We start from the raw sequence: 15,240 nt of genomic DNA, 5'->3' as shown, positions 1-15,240 counted from the left end.
TGGTGAGCGCATCCCCCGATCATGTGAAGCACCCGTCGAGCGACCTCGATTCGCTGCTGCACGAGATCGACTTGCTCGAGGGGCTGGTCGCAGCTTGGGATGAGCAGCAGCGCATGACCGTAGGCGCCCTGCGAACGGCAATCGATGCGCTCAACCGAGAGGCGTTCCGGCGACTGATCCAGCAGGTCAAGCAAGAGCCCGCCGCGCTCGGTGCGCTCAAGGACTCCCTCGGTGATGACGTGGTGTACAGCGTGCTGCGCCACCACGGATTGGTCAGGCCTTCCCTCGAGGAGCGCCTCGAAGCTGCCCTAGAAACCGTCAGGCCGCAGCTGGCGACCCACGGTGGGGACGTCGAACTGGTCGCGATCGATCCACCGAGCGCCGTGACCGTACGCTTGGTCGGTGCCTGCGACGGCTGCCCCGCCGCGGGACTCACCCTAAGTGAAGGCGTCGAGAAGGCGATCCGCGAGCACTGTCCTGAGATTACCCAAGTGCGCAAGGCCAAGGGCGGCGCTAGCGCCAGCGGCAGCAGCAATGGGGAGCACGTGGTCAGCTTCGTCAGTCCCTTCGCTCGCGCCAGCGACGCCGGCTGGACCGACGCCGCCAAGGCCGATGAGCTGCGCGAAGGCGAGATCCTGATCAAGGAGCGCGACGGCCATTCGCTCATCCTGAGCCGCTTCGGCAGCCGCGTCGTCTGCTACGAAAACGCGTGCGCCCACCTGGGCATGCCGATGGATATGGGCGAGGTGCGCAACGGCGTGCTCGTCTGCCCCCATCATGCCTTCGAGTATTCCCTGCAAAGCGGGGAGTGCCTCACCGCCAGGGAGGTGCAATTGCAAACCCACGCCGTGCGTGTGCTCGGCGATCGCGTGCAGGTGAAGTTCTCATGAGCGCAAGACGGGTGCACATGCGGGTGGCGCCCGACCCCACCCTGCGCGTGGATGCAGCCCGCCAGGTGCCGCACCAGGCGCTGTTCACCCCAATGCCGATCGCCATCGTGGGCGGCGCGGCAGAACCCGGCATTGTCACCAGCGGCGTTAGCCCCGATCGGGCCACGTGCTTCGGCCCGCGCGGTGCGGCGCTCCTAGGACCCGATGGCCCCCTTTGGGTGTCGGACACCGGTCACCACCGCTTGCTCGGGTGGCGCCAGATCCCCACGGCAGAAGGCACGCCGGCTGACTGGGTGATCGGCCAGCCGGATTTCTCGCACGAAGGTCGCAACGCCAAGGGCCCCTGCGGCGCGACCACCTTGAACGTGCCCACCGGTGTGTGCCGCCTCGGCGAGCACGGCATGGCGGTGGCAGACGCTTGGAACCATCGCGTGCTGCTCTGGCACCGCGCGCCCACCGACTCACACGTGGCGCCGGACGTCGTCCTTGGCCAGGCAAACTTCGAGGAAGACTTACCTAACCGCGGTGCGGACTCACCCGGCGCCAATACGCTCTACTGGCCCTACGGGGTGGGGGCATCGCACGGCAAGCTCTTCATCGCCGATGCCGAGAACCGGCGCGTCCTGATCTGGGACAGCATCCCAACGGCGAGCGGACAGCCAGCAGATCGCGTGCTCGGACAGCGCGACTTCGCCTGTCGCGACGAGAACGCTGGCAGCGCCCCCTCGGCGATGAGCATGCGTTGGCCCCACGGCGTCACGCTTTGGAAGGGGCACCTGTGTGTCTCTGACGCAGGCAACAACCGCATCATGGTGTGGCGCGAGGCGCCTCAAGCGCACGGCCAACCCTGCGACGTCATCCTCGGTCAAGCCAGCGCCGCGGGGGTCGATCACAACCAATCGCTCTACTGGCCTCGCGCCAACACCCTGAACATGCCCTACGACCTCACCGCCGTGGGGGACTGGTTGCTCACCGCAGACACGGCGAGCTCCCGCCTACTCGCCTGGCACCTCGACGATCTCGTCGACAATGCGCCGGCGCGAGCCCTCGCCGGTCAGGCTAACTTCCACGAGAAGGGCGACAACCGCTGGCAAATGCCGACGGCCGATAGCCTGTGTTGGCCCTACGGCATCACCAGCTGCGGCGATACGGTGGTGGTGGCGGACTCCGGCAACAACCGCGTTAGCCTCTGGAGGACAGCCCTGTGAACGCTGTCGCCGATGCGCTTGCCTACCGACGCGAGCGCATCCGCGTGCGTGGCACCGTGCAAGGGGTGGGCTTCCGCCCGACCGTGTGGTGCCTAGCGCGTGAGATGGGCGTTCGCGGCCATGCCCTGAACGACGGTGACGGCGTACTGATCGACGCCTGGGCTGCACCGCACGTGCTCGACGCCTTCGTACAGCGGATCGAACGTGACGCACCGCCCCTCGCGCGGATCCGCTCCGTAGAGCGCAGCCCAGAGACGACGGAGGATGAAGAAGCACCGGCCTCCTTCACCATCGATGCCAGCGCCAGCAGCGAGGGCCGGACGGACATCGCCCCCGATGCTGCCACCTGTCCGCGGTGCGTCGCCGAGACGATGGACCCCTTCAGCCGTCGCTATCGCTACCCGTTTACCAACTGCACCCATTGCGGGCCGCGCCTGAGCATCATTCGCGAAATCCCCTACGATCGCGCCACGACGAGCATGGCCGACTACGTCCTGTGCACCGACTGCCAAACGGAATACGAAGATCCTGCGGACCGACGCTTCCACGCGCAGCCCATCGCCTGTCATGCCTGCGGACCCCGTGCCCGTCTCGTTCGAACCGATGGCCGCGTCGTGTGCCTGGACACGCTCACGCAGCTGGATGACGTGGACGCTGCCGGCAACCTGATACTCAAGGGTGAGATCGTCGCCATCAAGGGCCTCGGCGGCTATCACCTCGCGTGCGATGCCCGCAACGAACAGGCCGTGACGCGCCTGCGCGAGCGCAAGCGTCGCTACGACAAGCCCTTCGCGCTGATGGCCCCCAATGGGGAGATGGTCGGGCGCTACTGCACCGTGTCCGTCCAGGAGCGCGCTGCCCTGGAGGGCCCCGAGGCACCCATCATGGTGCTGCGGGCCCGCGCTGACTCGGGCCTCGCCTCGGCCGTGGCGCCGGGCCAGCGCACGCTCGGCGTCATGCTGCCCTACACGCCCTTGCACCACATGCTGCTCAAGCGCTTCAAGGCGCCCGTGGTCATGACCTCGGGCAACCTCAGCGATGAACCGCAGTGCACGGACAACGACGAGGCGATGCAACGGCTGCGCCCCATCTGCGACTTCGCCCTGGTGCACGACCGTGCCATTGAGAATCGCGTCGACGACTCGGTCGCCCGCGTGGTGGACGGTGAGGTGCGCGTACTGCGTCGCGCACGGGGCTACGCACCCGCCCCGATTGAGCTCCCCGTAGGCTTCGAGCACCACCGCAGCGTGTTGGCCATGGGCGGTGATCTCAAAAGCACCTTCTGCGTCGTCGACGGACCGCGGGCAATCCTGTCGCAGCACATAGGCGATCTGCACGAGGCCACGACGCTCGAGGCCTACCAGCGCTCCCTCGCACTCTACGAGGGGCTCTTCGAACACGCCCCGTCCCACGTGGTCCTCGATCAGCACCCGGAGTACATGTCTACGAAGACAGGCCTGGAGCGGGCAGAGCGCGAGGGCCTCGGGGTGCTGCGCGCGCAACACCACCATGCGCACATCGCCGCGTGCCTGGGCGAGAACGGCTGGCCCCTCGACGGCGGTCCGGTCCTCGGCGTCGCCATGGATGGCCTGGGCCTGGGCGCGGATGGTGCCCTGTGGGGCGGGGAGTTCCTGCTGGGCGATTACACGAGCGTCGAACGCCTCGGCACGATGAAGTCAGTGGCACTCCTAGGTGGCGAGCAGGCGATGCACGAGCCCTGGCGCAACACCTACGCCCACATCGTCGCGCAGATGGGTTGGGGCGTCTTTCACATGAACTTTAATGAGCTCGAGCTGCACCAGTACCTTGAGGGCAAGCCGTTGGTGGCGCTCAACGCCATGCTGGCACAAGGCACCAACGCCCCACTGGCCTCGTCATGCGGACGGCTTTTCGACGCTGTGGCGGCGGCAATGGGGGTCTGCCGAGAGCACGTGAGCTACGAAGGGCAAGCCGCCGTCGAACTCGAGGCGCTAGTGGATGAACAGTGCCTCTTGCACGAATCCGACCAGCTTGCCTACCCCTTCACCCTTCCTCGAGAGCAGGGCAAGGGCCTGCCCTACCTTGAGCCGCTGGGGATGTGGAATGCCTTGCTCGGTGACCTGATCCTCAAGACCCCAGTGCCGGTCATGGCTGCGCGCTTTCACAAGGGCCTAGCACGGGCGATCGCCCACGCGGTGCGGATTCTGGCGACGCGCGACGAGGAGCGCTACGTCCATCACGTCGCGCTCTCCGGCGGCGTCTTCCAGAACGCAGTGCTCCTCGAGCAGGTGAGCTCGCGCCTCAAGGCGCAGGACTTCACGGTGCTCACCCATCGCCATGTCCCGAGCAATGATGGGGGACTTTCCTTCGGCCAAGCACTGATCGGACTGGCCCAACTGCAGCAGCCACGCCAGGGAGAGCAGTAAACAGTGTGTTTGGGTATTCCGGGACAGATCGTCGAGATCAGCGATGCGCACCGCCGCCTCGCGGTCGTCGACGTAAGCGGCGTTCGGCGCACGGTCAACATCGCCTGCGTGGTGGACGAGCAGCATCCCATCGACGGTTGCGTGGGGGACTGGGTGCTGGTGCACGTCGGCTTCGCAATGAGTCGCATCGACGAACGCGAAGCGGCCATTACGCTGCAGCTGCTCACGGAACTCGGCGAGGCCCAGGAGGAGATCGCCGCCATGCAGGCGAGCGAAGCGGGGCCGGGCAAGGGTGAGGTGACGGCATGAGCGATGTGAGCCCCACGCTGCAATCCTTGTACCCCTTTTTGCACGGCGAGCGTCAGGACCAGGCGCGCCAGGACGAGGCAGCGCTTCGCTCGATCGCCGCGAAGTGCCACGACAGCCTATCTGTCAAGGAGCGCTTTTTCACCGAGAACGCCCGCGCCCTGTTGGACACCGCGCGTGCTATCGCTCGCGTGTACGCCAACGGTGGACGCATGTTCGCGATGGGCAACGGCGGCTCCAGCTGCGATGCGGCGCACTTCGCCGTGGAGTTTCAACACCCTGTCACCACCGGCCGCCCTGCCCTGCCCGCGATGAACCTCGTGATGGACGCGGCGATGATCACGGCGGTGGGCAACGATGTCGGTGTCGAACAGCTCTTCGCCCGCCAGCTGGAGGCCCATGCCCGCGCCGGTGATGGCCTGATCGGCTTCTCCACCAGCGGCAACTCGGCCAACCTCATGGCGGCGTTTCGGCGCGCACGGCAGCTAGAGCTCATCACCCTGGGCCTGTGCGGCGGCGATGGCGGCAATATGGCCAGCAGCGGCCTCGTGGAGCACTGCCTGGTGGTGCCCTCCAACTCCATTCACCGGGTGCAAGAGTCGCACGTGGCCGCTTACCACATTCTGTGGGATGTGGTGCACACGCTCCTCGCCGACGATCGCGGCTGCCTGGTGCATAAGGAGCAAGGTGCATGAAGTTTGTTGACGAGTTTCGAGACCCGGACGCCGCCAAGGCGGTGCTGCGCGCGATCGACGCCCTCGCACCGAACTTCGCCGATCGCCCCGAAGGCCCTCTCCAGCTAATGGAATTCTGCGGCGGCCACACGCACACGATCTTCCGTTACGGCATCGAACCGATGCTCCCGGACTGGATCGAGCTGGTGCACGGCCCCGGTTGTCCGGTCTGCGTACTGCCTATGGGCCGGGTGGATGACTGCGTCGCCCTCGCCGAACGCCCGAACGTCATCTTCACCACCTTCGGGGATGCGATACGCGTGCCCGGCTCGCGCAAGAGCCTGCTGCAAGCCAAGGCTGAAGGCGCAGACGTGCGCATGGTCTACTCGCCATTGGACGCGCTCGAACTCGCCCGCCGCCATCCCGAACGGGAGGTGGTCTTCTTCGCCTTGGGCTTTGAGACCACCATGCCCAGCACGGCGTTGACCGTGTTGCAGGCCGCGCAAGAGGGCGTGGAGAACTTCTCGCTCTTCTGCAATCACATCACCACCGTGCCGACCATCAAGGCGATCCTGGACTCCCCAGATATGCGCCTAGACGGTTTCCTAGCCCCTGGCCATGTGTGCATGGTGGTGGGCGAGCGCCCCTTCGATTTCGTGGCCGAACGGTACGGCAAGCCTCTCGTGATCACCGGCTTTGAACCGCTCGACATCCTGCAGTCAATCTGGATGGCCGTAGAGCAACTTGCCGACCGGAGGTGCGCGGTGGAGAACCAATACGCCCGCGTGGTCGCCGCCCACGGCAACCCCCCCGGCCTCGAGGCGATCGCCAAGGTGTTCGAGCTCAGAGCGTTCTTCGAGTGGCGGGGCCTTGGCTCTATCGATCACTCTGGCGTGGGCATGCGCGATGCGTACGCCCGCTTCGATGCCGAGCACAAGTTCACGGTGCCAAACCTGCGTATCGCTGATCCCAAGTCATGCCAGTGTGGCGAGGTACTGAAGGGATCCATTCGGCCCTGGGAGTGCAAAGTGTTCGGCACCGCCTGCACGCCCCAGACCCCCCTAGGGGCACTGATGGTCTCCTCGGAGGGCGCGTGCGCGGCTTATCACAACTTCGGCGACCTACAGGCGCTGCTAGCGCGACGAGAAACGCAAGAGGCGGTCAGCTCATGAGTTCTTCTATCCTCGCGGAGGGCACGCCATTCGCCCGCCCCCGTCGCACGCTCCACGCAGAGCGAATCACCCTCGCTCATGGCGCCGGTGGCAAGGCGATGCGCGATCTCATCGAAGACGTGTTCGTGGGCACCTTCGACAATCCCCATCTGCACGAGCTCGACGATCAGGCACGCCTGCCCCTGGATGCGATCGCCAAGGGCGGTGACCAACTGGCGTTCACCACGGACTCCTACGTGGTCGACCCGCTATTTTTTCCCGGCGGCGACATCGGCGAGCTGGCGATCACCGGCACCGTGAATGACCTCGCCGTGTCCGGCGCGACGCCCCACTACCTCACCTGCGGAATGATCATCGAGGAAGGGCTAGAGGTAGAGGCGCTGCGACGCGTGGTGGCGTCTATGAAACGAACGGCGGATGCGGCGGGCGTGGCTATCGTGACCGGCGACACCAAAGTGGTTCACCGCGGCGCGGCCGACAAACTGTTCATTAACACGGCGGGGGTGGGCGTGATAGCCGCAGGGCGCAAGTTGCATGCGAGCACGATCCGTCCTGGTGACGTACTGCTGGTGAACGGGGCGCTTGGCGATCACGGCGCCGCCATCGTGGACGCGCGCGGCGAGTACGCCATGCAGAACACGATCGAGTCCGACTGCCAGCCGCTGAGCGGGCTGATCGAGACGATGCTCAACGCATGCCCGGATCTGCGTTGCATGCGCGACGCGACCCGCGGCGGCGTCGCTACGGTGGCGAACGAGTTTGCCCAAGCGAGCCACACTGCCATTCGTCTACACGAACGGTCGCTGCCGGTGCGCGATGCGGTGCGCGGCATGTGTGAGATTCTCGGCCTCGATCCGCTCTACCTGGCCAACGAGGGCAAGCTGATGGCGATCGCACCCGCCGCGCAAGCGCAGCCGCTGCTGGAGGCGATGCGTGCCCACCATGCGGGCAGGGACAGTGCGATCGTTGGCGAGGTCCATCCGGCGCCCGCCGGTCGCGTGATTCTCGAGACGGGCTTCGGTGGCGATCGGGTGCTCGACGTGCTGATCGGCGATCAACTCCCTCGCATTTGCTAAGGCCATTCATCGCTATGCATGAGCTAGGCATCACCCGCAACATCGTGGCCATCGTGAGCGACCACGCGGGCGCGTCTCAGGTGAGCCGCGTGGCGCTGCAGATCGGCGCCCTCAGCGCAGTGATGCCGGACGCCATTCGCTTCTGCTTTGACATCTGCGCCAAGAACACGGTGGTGGAAGGGGCGCAGCTAGAAATAGAGGAAGTACCGGGACGTGGGCGCTGTCAGCGCTGCGGCAGAGAGTTCGCCCTCGACAAGCCCTTCGGCCAGTGCATTTGCGGCAGCAGGCAGATCGCCTGTATCGCCGGTGAAGAAATGAAGATCAAGGAAATGGAGACGATCTAATGTGCGGAACTTGCGGCTGCTCGAAGACGGCGAAGGGCACGGTTACGGATTTGCAGAGCGGTCAGGTGCTGCTGCGCGATGGCCACGCCCGGCCCCACGGCGGTGAGCACCACCACCATCATGGTCATGACCACTCACACGATCATGATCACCACCATCACGATCGCGCCCATGATCACGCGCAGGACCACGCCAACCACGCGCTGGAAGCTGCCATCATGGGCAAGAACGACCAGCTCGCGCGCGAAAACCGCGAGTGGTTGAGCGAGCAGAACATCATCGCCCTGAATCTCGTCAGCTCGCCGGGATCCGGCAAGACCACGCTGCTCGAGCGAACGATTCGCGAGCTGTACGACAGCGTGCCGATCTGCGTCATCGAAGGCGACCAGGAGACGGTGAACGACGCCGAACGGATCCGCGCGACAGGGTGCCGCGTCGTGCAGATCAATACGGGCACAGGTTGCCATCTGGAAGCCGATATGATCGCCAAGGGACTTCGTCAACTCGACCCGCCGCGCAACTCGTTGGCCATGATCGAGAACGTCGGCAACCTCGTCTGTCCTGCGATGTTCGATCTCGGTGAGCGTGCCCGCGTCGCGATCCTGTCCGTGACCGAAGGTGAGGACAAGCCGCTCAAATACCCTCACATGTTCCGTTCTTCACAGGTCATGCTGCTGAACAAGGTCGACCTACTCCCCTACCTCAACTTCGACGTGGCGCGCTCCATCGCCGCCGCCCGCGAGGTCAATCCCGATATCCACGTGATCGAAGTGTCGGCCACCACCGGCGCGGGTATGGCCGACTGGTACGCGTGGATACGGCAGCAGCTGCAGATCGGGCAGGAAGCCGCCGCGGAGTTACATGGATGATCACGGTACTCATCCTCGGCTTTCTGATCGGGGTGCGCCACGCCCTCGATGCAGACCATGTAGCGGCGGTCGCCTCACTCGTGGTCGGGACGAAGTCGGTGGCCCATAGCGTGCGCCAGGGCGTGGTGTGGGGCATCGGTCACACCTTGACCCTGTTCACCGTCGGCACCGTCGTGGTCGTGGCTGGCACCCGCGTGTCCCCGCGCGTAGAGGTCATGCTCGAAGCGGCCGTGGGCATCATGCTCATCGGTCTCGGCCTGGACGTAGCTCGCCGCCTAGTCGCCGAGCGGGTGCACTTCCACACGCACCGACACGAGGACGGCATACAGCACTTTCACGCCCACAGCCACCGGGGCGCCGCGAAGGAAACTCACGACGCGCAGCGCCACTCCCATTCCCATGCGCCAGCTGAGCGCTTTCCAGCGCGGGCGCTGCTGGTCGGCCTAATGCACGGACTAGCCGGCTCGGCCGCCCTGGTGATTCTGTGCCTAGATAGCACTGGCTCCCTGTTGAACGGCCTGCTCTACATGCTGTTGTTCGCCCTTGGCTCGATACTCGGCATGGCGCTGCTATCGGCCGTCATCGCCGTGCCTCTGACCCGATCCGAACATCGCCTTACACACTTGCATCGCGGCGCCCAAGCCGTCGTCGTACTCCTCAACGTAAGCCTGGGCGGTATGCTGCTCGCCGGTGCTTGGCCGGCCTAGCGGTTGGTACGGCGGCGAGCGTCCACGGCTGCGCGGTTGGGATTGCCATTGCGCAGATCGAGTAGAGTCGCTCTGTGCACCTCGCCAGCGATCACCGGTCTGTGCGGCGTGACTACCGTGTGGAAATCGTCGTGGCATAAGGGATGCGCGACACTGAATGCGGGGATAGGCACAGCCCCGTCGGAAAATGCGACGATCATCACGCTGGCGAACTCTCGACTGAATCGCCCCATGCTGACGCGGCGAACACTGCGCCATGAGCACCATGAGCGACCCCCTAGGCAGAAACCCCTCCCGCTTGGCCGGCGTACCCTCAATGGCAAGCGGTATTCCCGATTGCTTGATCGGCGACTTACGATCCGACCATGCGGGCGAGACCGGCGCCGTTCGGATCTACCAGGGCATCCTCGCCGCCTCCCGCGATCCCGAGGTAAGAGCCTTCGCGGAACGGCACATCGCCACCGAGCGCGAACACCTCGAGCTCGTATCCGCTGTCTTCCCCAAGCGTCTGCACAGCCGCCTGCTCCCGATCTGGAACGTTGCGGGATTCCTAACGGGCTGGTTCCCTGCCCTACTCGGCAAGCGTGCTGTGTTCGCCACCATCGAGGCGGTGGAGACCTTCGTCGATCATCACTATCAGGAGCAAGTGGACAAGATAGACGCCATGCTCGCCAGCGCGAGCTCAACGGCAACCGCCCGGGACTTGCACTCACTGCGTGATCTAATCACCTACTGCCAGGCCGACGAGATCCACCATCGGGACGAAGCCGCCGCCTTAGCCGGCGCCGATCGCTCCCCACTGATACGCCTGTGGTGCTGGATGGTCGGCGCGGGATCGTCGTCCGCCGTCAAGCTGGCCCGCGCCATCTGAAGCTAGTCTTCACTCCAGCGAGACGTCGCCGAGGCGGACACGAGCGGTTGCTCGAGATGAGCAGTCGCAGCGCTCGCTGGGCGTAGCGCTGGCAGCTACTGCGAGAAGAACTCTCGAGCAAGCCTCGCAATCAAGTCCGGATCTTCGGCGTGCATAAAGTGGTTGGTATCGATCAGCTCGACCCGGCCGTTCGGTACCACTTCGGCTGACCGATAGTACTCTTCCGCCTTCTGACCTGGGTCTTTGTACCCCTGCACGAACAATACTGGCATGGTCATCTTGGGCACCACGTTTTTCATACGGAACTCACGCTCGATGTCGAAGCTCGTGCCGACAAACGTGCGCGCGGCAGCCTCCGCTGTGCCCTCGAACCCAAACTCCCATTCGAGTCGCGCGATTTCCTCCTCCGGAAGTTCGACGGAGGCGTAGTTGCTCGCGTACATGCTCCTAATCAGGCCCTCGCGACGTTGCCATTCGGCGGTCGCCATCTGCGCGTGCGGCGGTCGCGGTAGGCCGTGCGGCTGGTCGAATGACTGCTGCATGCGCATGAATGCCTTAATGCGTCGATTCATGCGACCGATCGCGAGCAGTCGCTCAGACACGATGCTGCCCCGGTCGTGCGCAATCAAATTGAAGTCGCGAACACCAATCTTGTCGAGCAACGTTACCAGGCTCGCAGCAACGCTGGCATAGCTCACATCGATCTCGGGTCGCTTGTCCGACTGGCCATAACCGAGCGTATCAACGGCGATGATGTGGTAGTCATCGGCCAGTTTGGCCATGACCTTGCTGTAGGCATACCACGTGTCTGGGTAGCCGTGCACAAACAGAATGACGTCCTTGGACGGATCACCGGCCGTCACGAAATGCCACACCGGGCCATCGGCATCGACAAACCAATGCGTTGCAAAGACACCTTCGCCAATGTGTTCGATTTCACCATGGCGATTTACCGTGCCGGCAGGTGGCGTTGCTGCCGGGTAGCGATCCAGGTCTTCGGCGTAGACCGGGAACGGGTAAGGCTCGTAGGAAAACTCAGTCCAGGTGTAATTCTCATTGGCAACCGAAATCGTTGCCGTCAATGCGGCTACGACACCAGTGCTCAGCACCAGTGCCGGGAGCAGAAGGAGGGGCTTTCGTACTGGCAGCGCATTCGTCATCTCGCTTGGTCCTTTAGTGTCGGGTGGATTGCACAGGTGATCCGTACGGATCGTCCGTCCTGCGCGAGGCCACTGAACTGAACATCGATTGATTTCGGACCCGCTGTCGCGGACGCTGGTATTCCTGCGATTAGCTCACGGAGAGATCACCCGTGACAGGCGCCCCGGCGCACACATCGTGCGCGCAAGTTCGCATGGCGCGCGGACCGAGGCGATTTAGCCGCAAATCTCGGCTCCCGCCGATGCATCGAAACCGAAGGGGGCCGAACCTTCCTACTCACTGGGCTGGACCCCACTTACGGTGCTGCAATCACCTGAAACCCTCGACTGAGCTGTCGATAATGCACGCCTCGAAATCGATAGACGCGCTGTGAGAGATTCCCCACTCGCTCCGCCTCGGATGGCAACCGCGGAACCACTGCGCCCATGGGCGGCGCGATCGCGACGTACTCATCACCGTCACTGGCATAGAAGTGACCGTCGTAGAAGACGTATGTCCGACCGCCGTGGCGCACCTGCTCGTGACCGGACGGCAGCCGGTATAGCCGCTGCCCGATCGGATAGCCGGGCGGTGCGGCGGCGCCAGGGACCCCCGGTGGCGGTACGTGCGGTCTCGGCCCAGGTGGAGGTTGGGCGGTGGCAACAGCGATAGCGATGATTCCCACTAGGGTGCCCCAGGATTGCCGAGTCCTCATCACGTAGCTCCTCCGACGATGGTTCTTAGGACGTCGTTGAGAGTCTGCGGCCTCCGGCCACGTGAGCGAAGGGGCTAAAGCGCACATTGCATGCGCGCTTTGGTGACACCAGCGGAGGGAGAGGTGCGCAAGAGAACCCTAGCGCATGCCTTCCGGGGGCTCCCTGCGCAATCGCAGGAAGGCATTTGGTGATTGCCGGGTTTGCGTACGGCTAAACCGCGAGCACGTGCTGACGCGGCGCCACGTGGGGCAGCTAGTGAGCCGCTTTTCGCCGACGCTAGCACCCCATGAAGTGCGTGAGGTTCACCCGCAGGCTCGGCACCCGCGCCCAGCGGCTGAACACGACGTGCGTCGTGCCATACCCTTCCGGCATATCCTCACTCACGCCTGTCTACTGAGCTTGACATGCGTCCGTTTGCCCACTCGGCCCAGGCGCCTGCAAGCGATCTCCAAACAAAGCTCTAGTGTGCTGTCCCAGAAGTTCGTTGAAGATACGCACGGGGCTCTTCGTTCCTGGGTGCGGCGCGAGGACGAGCGTGGCAGGCCCCACGGGAGGACGAGCAACGTACTCAGGGACGAAAAGTAACCGCGTATTTTTCAACGAACTTCTGGGACAGCACACTAGCATCTTCGATGTTCACGATGCCTCACCATTCAAGTCAGCGTCTTCATCGGCACTTCCGTCATCAGCCCCTTCGATCGCAAAGCCATTGTCTCCATCCAACTCCTCTGCCAGGAGTCGACGTAGACAACGTAGACGTCACCTGTGCCGCTGTGCCCTTCCGGCTGTCTGCCTATCATCGCGGGGCCGTGAGCGTGCCGATCGGCCAGTGGTGCGCAGCGCGCGTCCCGCCGCGGTCCTTGCACCACCGGCGAAGCCCCGTGGTGTACGTCACCCAGGGTGGTTCATGGCGATCTCATGCGCAATCAGATCGGATAGGCGCCGGTGCGGGATACACCTTACTGATTCCAACGCTGGCGGCGGTCGGCGTAGGTACGCTCCGGTCGGCGAGGCTATCGATCCTCCTGAGATCGACCGTAGAGGACAAAGGTTCGGCCGGCAGCGGGCCGGTCTTCGTCGGGTGTAGCGCTCTGCGAGGTGATCAGCACATCTCCTAGACCGTCATCGTTCACATCGCCCACGGCGATCTGGCGACCTGCTTGCAGTAACGCGGCATCGCCGTTAATGACGAAGCCTTGGCCGCCATCTCCACCGTTTCTTGCGAGCAGCTGTGCCAGTTCGAACTGCGCCGGGAAACGCCCCTGTGACGCCCCATCCCTACCGTACACCACGAACACCTGACCCGCGCGATCCCGTCCCTGCGGACTGCCGTTCAGGGCGGAGATCACAAGGTCGCCAATGCCATCGCCGTTGACGTCAACGCCACCGGCGACGCTGAAGCCCGTGAGATCCTCAGCGGCGACCCCATTCAGAACGAAGCCGAAGCGCCCGTCACCGCCCTATTCGGGGAGCAGACGCGAGAGTTCGAGTATGGGGGAAGGGCTCACGGTCTATGCCCCTGCGCCCGAAAACGACGTAGGCGCGGCCGGCCTGCGCACGTCCTCCCGGAGACGCCCGGTCTGCTGCGATGATGACATCATCCACGCCATCGCCATTCACATCGCCCGCGGGCGCAAGCGCCGATCCGGTCTCATCTTGAGGGGCGATACCATCGATGAACAACCCGCGCGTGCCGTCTCCACCGAACGGTAGCAATAGGCGAGCAGCGTCAAAACGCGGTGGGAAGGTATCCTCGGTGGAGCGACCAAACAGCACGATCGCACCTCCACTTTGGTCCGGGGTCAGATTCAGGCTGCCGATCAGAACATCGTCCCGACCATCCGCATTCAGGTCGAAACCCCCGCCCATACTCCAACCAATACGATCACCGATCGCTGAGCCGCGGGTGACGAAACCCTCGTTGCCAGTGCCACCGGCGGACGGCAGGAGCTGCACCGAGTTGAAGCGGGCGGGAAATAGGCCGTCCGCAGCAGTATCGCGACCAAAGAGAGTGAACACGACGCCTTCCAATGCTGTCTGCAGGGTGGTGTCAGGCGCCGCCACAATGAGATCGTCCAGCCCGTCTCCGTTGATGTCTCCCGCGCCACCGAGGGGGTAGCCCAAGCGGTCTTCCGGAACGAGGCCACTGAAGATGAACCCCGCCGATCCGTCGCCACCAATTTCCAGGTCCGGCCGCAGATCACGCAGGAAGAACACCGGCGGGAAGAAACCGCCGAGATCCGCGTCTTGACCGAACACCACGTAGCTTTCACCAACCAGGCGCACATCTTGGGCGAAGCGCCCGCCGAGGGCGAGATCATCGACGCCGTCGCCGTTTACGTCGCCCACTCCGGCCAAGGACTCACCCGTGTAGTCAGATAGCTGCGACTGGATGGAGAAGCCCGCGCTGCCGTCGCCGCCGGACTCCGGATAGAGCGATTGCACCTCGAAGACCGCTGGGAACTCGCCCGATGGACGCCCGAAGATCACGTGGGTTCTCCCCGTGTCGAGGAGGTCGAGCTTGCTGGAGGACACCACAATGTCGTCGATGCCATCGCCATTGAGATCGGCCGTCGCGACGTCTCGTCCCAGGCCATCACTCGCGTAGGCGCCGTTGATCACCATGCCGTCGGTGCCATCGCCTCCGCTCTCCTGCAGCAGCGTTGCCAGGTCGAACTCGGCTAGGAAAGGGCCCGCAGTCGCCGCCGTGCTGAGGACGGCCCCAGCGCCCACAAGCCAGCCAGCCCCGGCACTGAGCAGAGCACGCCGCACCGCACGGCGAGTACCGCCCACACCCTCATCTGCTCGGGGGACCCCGGGCATATCGTCATCGGAGATGCTGGCGATTGGCGCTCTTACCAT

The 15,240-nt window shown here is 64.5% G+C and carries 16 protein-coding genes; 11 read left to right on the top strand and 5 right to left on the bottom strand.

Translation table 11 applies throughout. From position 1 onward, the window contains the following. Positions 1–2 precede the first annotated feature (2 nt). The 10 genes from AAGA68_19715 to AAGA68_19670 are packed head-to-tail and all read left to right on the top strand — an operon-like array spanning position 3 to position 9,651. Positions 3–890, top strand: a complete 888-nt coding sequence (locus AAGA68_19715; GenBank protein ID MEM9387296.1) for a NifU family protein — start codon at positions 3–5, stop codon at positions 888–890. Next, a complete protein-coding gene (locus tag AAGA68_19710; GenBank protein ID MEM9387295.1) occupies positions 887–2,098 on the top strand; it encodes a hypothetical protein in 1,212 nt (403 codons plus the stop codon). Before AAGA68_19715 ends, AAGA68_19710 begins: the two co-directional genes overlap by 4 nt. Then, positions 2,095–4,503: a carbamoyltransferase HypF gene (gene hypF, locus AAGA68_19705; protein ID MEM9387294.1), complete on the top strand. Its 2,409-nt coding sequence runs from the start codon at positions 2,095–2,097 to the stop codon at positions 4,501–4,503. Before AAGA68_19710 ends, hypF begins: the two co-directional genes overlap by 4 nt. A 3-nt stretch (positions 4,504–4,506) precedes the next feature. Next, positions 4,507–4,812: a HypC/HybG/HupF family hydrogenase formation chaperone gene (locus AAGA68_19700; protein MEM9387293.1), complete on the top strand. Its 306-nt coding sequence runs from the start codon at positions 4,507–4,509 to the stop codon at positions 4,810–4,812. Then, complete coding sequence (locus AAGA68_19695; GenBank protein ID MEM9387292.1) at positions 4,809–5,504, top strand: SIS domain-containing protein; 696 nt, start codon at positions 4,809–4,811, stop codon at positions 5,502–5,504. The genes AAGA68_19700 and AAGA68_19695 overlap by 4 nt, the downstream gene beginning before the upstream one ends. After that, a complete protein-coding gene (gene hypD, locus AAGA68_19690) occupies positions 5,501–6,655 on the top strand; it encodes a hydrogenase formation protein HypD (protein MEM9387291.1) in 1,155 nt (384 codons plus the stop codon). Before AAGA68_19695 ends, hypD begins: the two co-directional genes overlap by 4 nt. Continuing rightward, on the top strand, positions 6,652–7,731 hold the full coding sequence (gene hypE, locus AAGA68_19685; protein ID MEM9387290.1) for a hydrogenase expression/formation protein HypE: 1,080 nt from the start codon (positions 6,652–6,654) through the stop codon (positions 7,729–7,731). The genes hypD and hypE overlap by 4 nt, the downstream gene beginning before the upstream one ends. A 14-nt stretch (positions 7,732–7,745) precedes the next feature. Further along, positions 7,746–8,075, top strand: a complete 330-nt coding sequence (hypA, locus tag AAGA68_19680; GenBank protein MEM9387289.1) for a hydrogenase maturation nickel metallochaperone HypA — start codon at positions 7,746–7,748, stop codon at positions 8,073–8,075. Then, the gene (gene hypB, locus AAGA68_19675) at positions 8,075–8,944 is read left to right on the top strand and encodes a hydrogenase nickel incorporation protein HypB (protein ID MEM9387288.1); all 870 of its coding nucleotides are present in this window, start codon (positions 8,075–8,077) and stop codon (positions 8,942–8,944) included. The genes hypA and hypB overlap by 1 nt, the downstream gene beginning before the upstream one ends. Beyond that, positions 8,941–9,651 carry a sulfite exporter TauE/SafE family protein gene (locus AAGA68_19670; GenBank protein ID MEM9387287.1) on the top strand — a complete coding sequence of 237 codons (711 nt, stop codon included), beginning with the start codon at positions 8,941–8,943 and terminating at the stop codon, positions 9,649–9,651. Before hypB ends, AAGA68_19670 begins: the two co-directional genes overlap by 4 nt. Here AAGA68_19670 and AAGA68_19665 read toward each other — a convergent pair. Beyond that, positions 9,648–9,884, bottom strand: coding sequence for a hypothetical protein (locus tag AAGA68_19665; protein ID MEM9387286.1), 237 nt, complete (start codon positions 9,882–9,884; stop codon positions 9,648–9,650). The two genes, AAGA68_19670 and AAGA68_19665, sit on opposite strands and share 4 nt — an antisense overlap. Before the next feature lie 23 nt (positions 9,885–9,907). Here AAGA68_19665 and AAGA68_19660 point away from each other — a divergent pair, with 23 nt between their 5' ends. Beyond that, complete coding sequence (locus tag AAGA68_19660; protein MEM9387285.1) at positions 9,908–10,522, top strand: demethoxyubiquinone hydroxylase family protein; 615 nt, start codon at positions 9,908–9,910, stop codon at positions 10,520–10,522. A 95-nt stretch (positions 10,523–10,617) separates the two neighbouring features. Here the strand turns inward: AAGA68_19660 and AAGA68_19655 are convergent, their stop codons facing one another. The 4 genes from AAGA68_19655 to AAGA68_19640 all read right to left on the bottom strand — a co-directional run bounded on the left by AAGA68_19655 (position 10,618) and on the right by AAGA68_19640 (position 15,240). Next, positions 10,618–11,682, bottom strand: a complete 1,065-nt coding sequence (locus tag AAGA68_19655; GenBank protein MEM9387284.1) for an alpha/beta hydrolase — start codon at positions 11,680–11,682, stop codon at positions 10,618–10,620. A gap of 296 nt (positions 11,683–11,978) precedes the next feature. After that, complete coding sequence (locus tag AAGA68_19650) at positions 11,979–12,377, bottom strand: DUF6515 family protein (protein MEM9387283.1); 399 nt, start codon at positions 12,375–12,377, stop codon at positions 11,979–11,981. A gap of 1,014 nt (positions 12,378–13,391) precedes the next feature. Further along, complete coding sequence (locus AAGA68_19645) at positions 13,392–13,811, bottom strand: integrin alpha (GenBank protein ID MEM9387282.1); 420 nt, start codon at positions 13,809–13,811, stop codon at positions 13,392–13,394. Between the two features lie 19 nt (positions 13,812–13,830). Beyond that, positions 13,831–15,240, bottom strand: coding sequence for an integrin alpha (locus AAGA68_19640; protein MEM9387281.1), 1,410 nt, complete (start codon positions 15,238–15,240; stop codon positions 13,831–13,833).

The sequence above is a fragment of the Pseudomonadota bacterium genome (assembly GCA_039193195.1).
Taxonomy (GTDB): domain Bacteria; phylum Pseudomonadota; class Gammaproteobacteria; order Steroidobacterales; family JBCBZW01; genus JBCBZW01.
The sequence above is the reverse complement of the archived record's forward strand: the minus strand, read 5'-3'. Positions and strand labels throughout refer to the sequence as shown.

Excerpts from the sequence above, each read along its gene's own strand:
- AAGA68_19660 (MEM9387285.1), top strand. The coding sequence starts at position 9,908 with ATGAGCACCATGAGCGACCCCCTAGGCAGAAACCCCTCCCGCTTGGCC.
- AAGA68_19655 (MEM9387284.1), bottom strand. The coding sequence starts at position 11,682 with ATGACGAATGCGCTGCCAGTACGAAAGCCCCTCCTTCTGCTCCCGGCA.
- AAGA68_19650 (MEM9387283.1), bottom strand. The coding sequence starts at position 12,377 with ATGAGGACTCGGCAATCCTGGGGCACCCTAGTGGGAATCATCGCTATC.
- AAGA68_19670 (MEM9387287.1), top strand. The coding sequence starts at position 8,941 with ATGATCACGGTACTCATCCTCGGCTTTCTGATCGGGGTGCGCCACGCC.
- hypB (MEM9387288.1), top strand. The coding sequence starts at position 8,075 with ATGTGCGGAACTTGCGGCTGCTCGAAGACGGCGAAGGGCACGGTTACG.
- hypA (MEM9387289.1), top strand. The coding sequence starts at position 7,746 with ATGCATGAGCTAGGCATCACCCGCAACATCGTGGCCATCGTGAGCGAC.
- AAGA68_19665 (MEM9387286.1), bottom strand. The coding sequence starts at position 9,884 with ATGGGGCGATTCAGTCGAGAGTTCGCCAGCGTGATGATCGTCGCATTT.
- hypD (MEM9387291.1), top strand. The coding sequence starts at position 5,501 with ATGAAGTTTGTTGACGAGTTTCGAGACCCGGACGCCGCCAAGGCGGTG.
- AAGA68_19640 (MEM9387281.1), bottom strand. The coding sequence starts at position 15,240 with ATGGTAAGAGCGCCAATCGCCAGCATCTCCGATGACGATATGCCCGGG.
- hypE (MEM9387290.1), top strand. The coding sequence starts at position 6,652 with ATGAGTTCTTCTATCCTCGCGGAGGGCACGCCATTCGCCCGCCCCCGT.
- AAGA68_19710 (MEM9387295.1), top strand. The coding sequence starts at position 887 with ATGAGCGCAAGACGGGTGCACATGCGGGTGGCGCCCGACCCCACCCTG.
- AAGA68_19695 (MEM9387292.1), top strand. The coding sequence starts at position 4,809 with ATGAGCGATGTGAGCCCCACGCTGCAATCCTTGTACCCCTTTTTGCAC.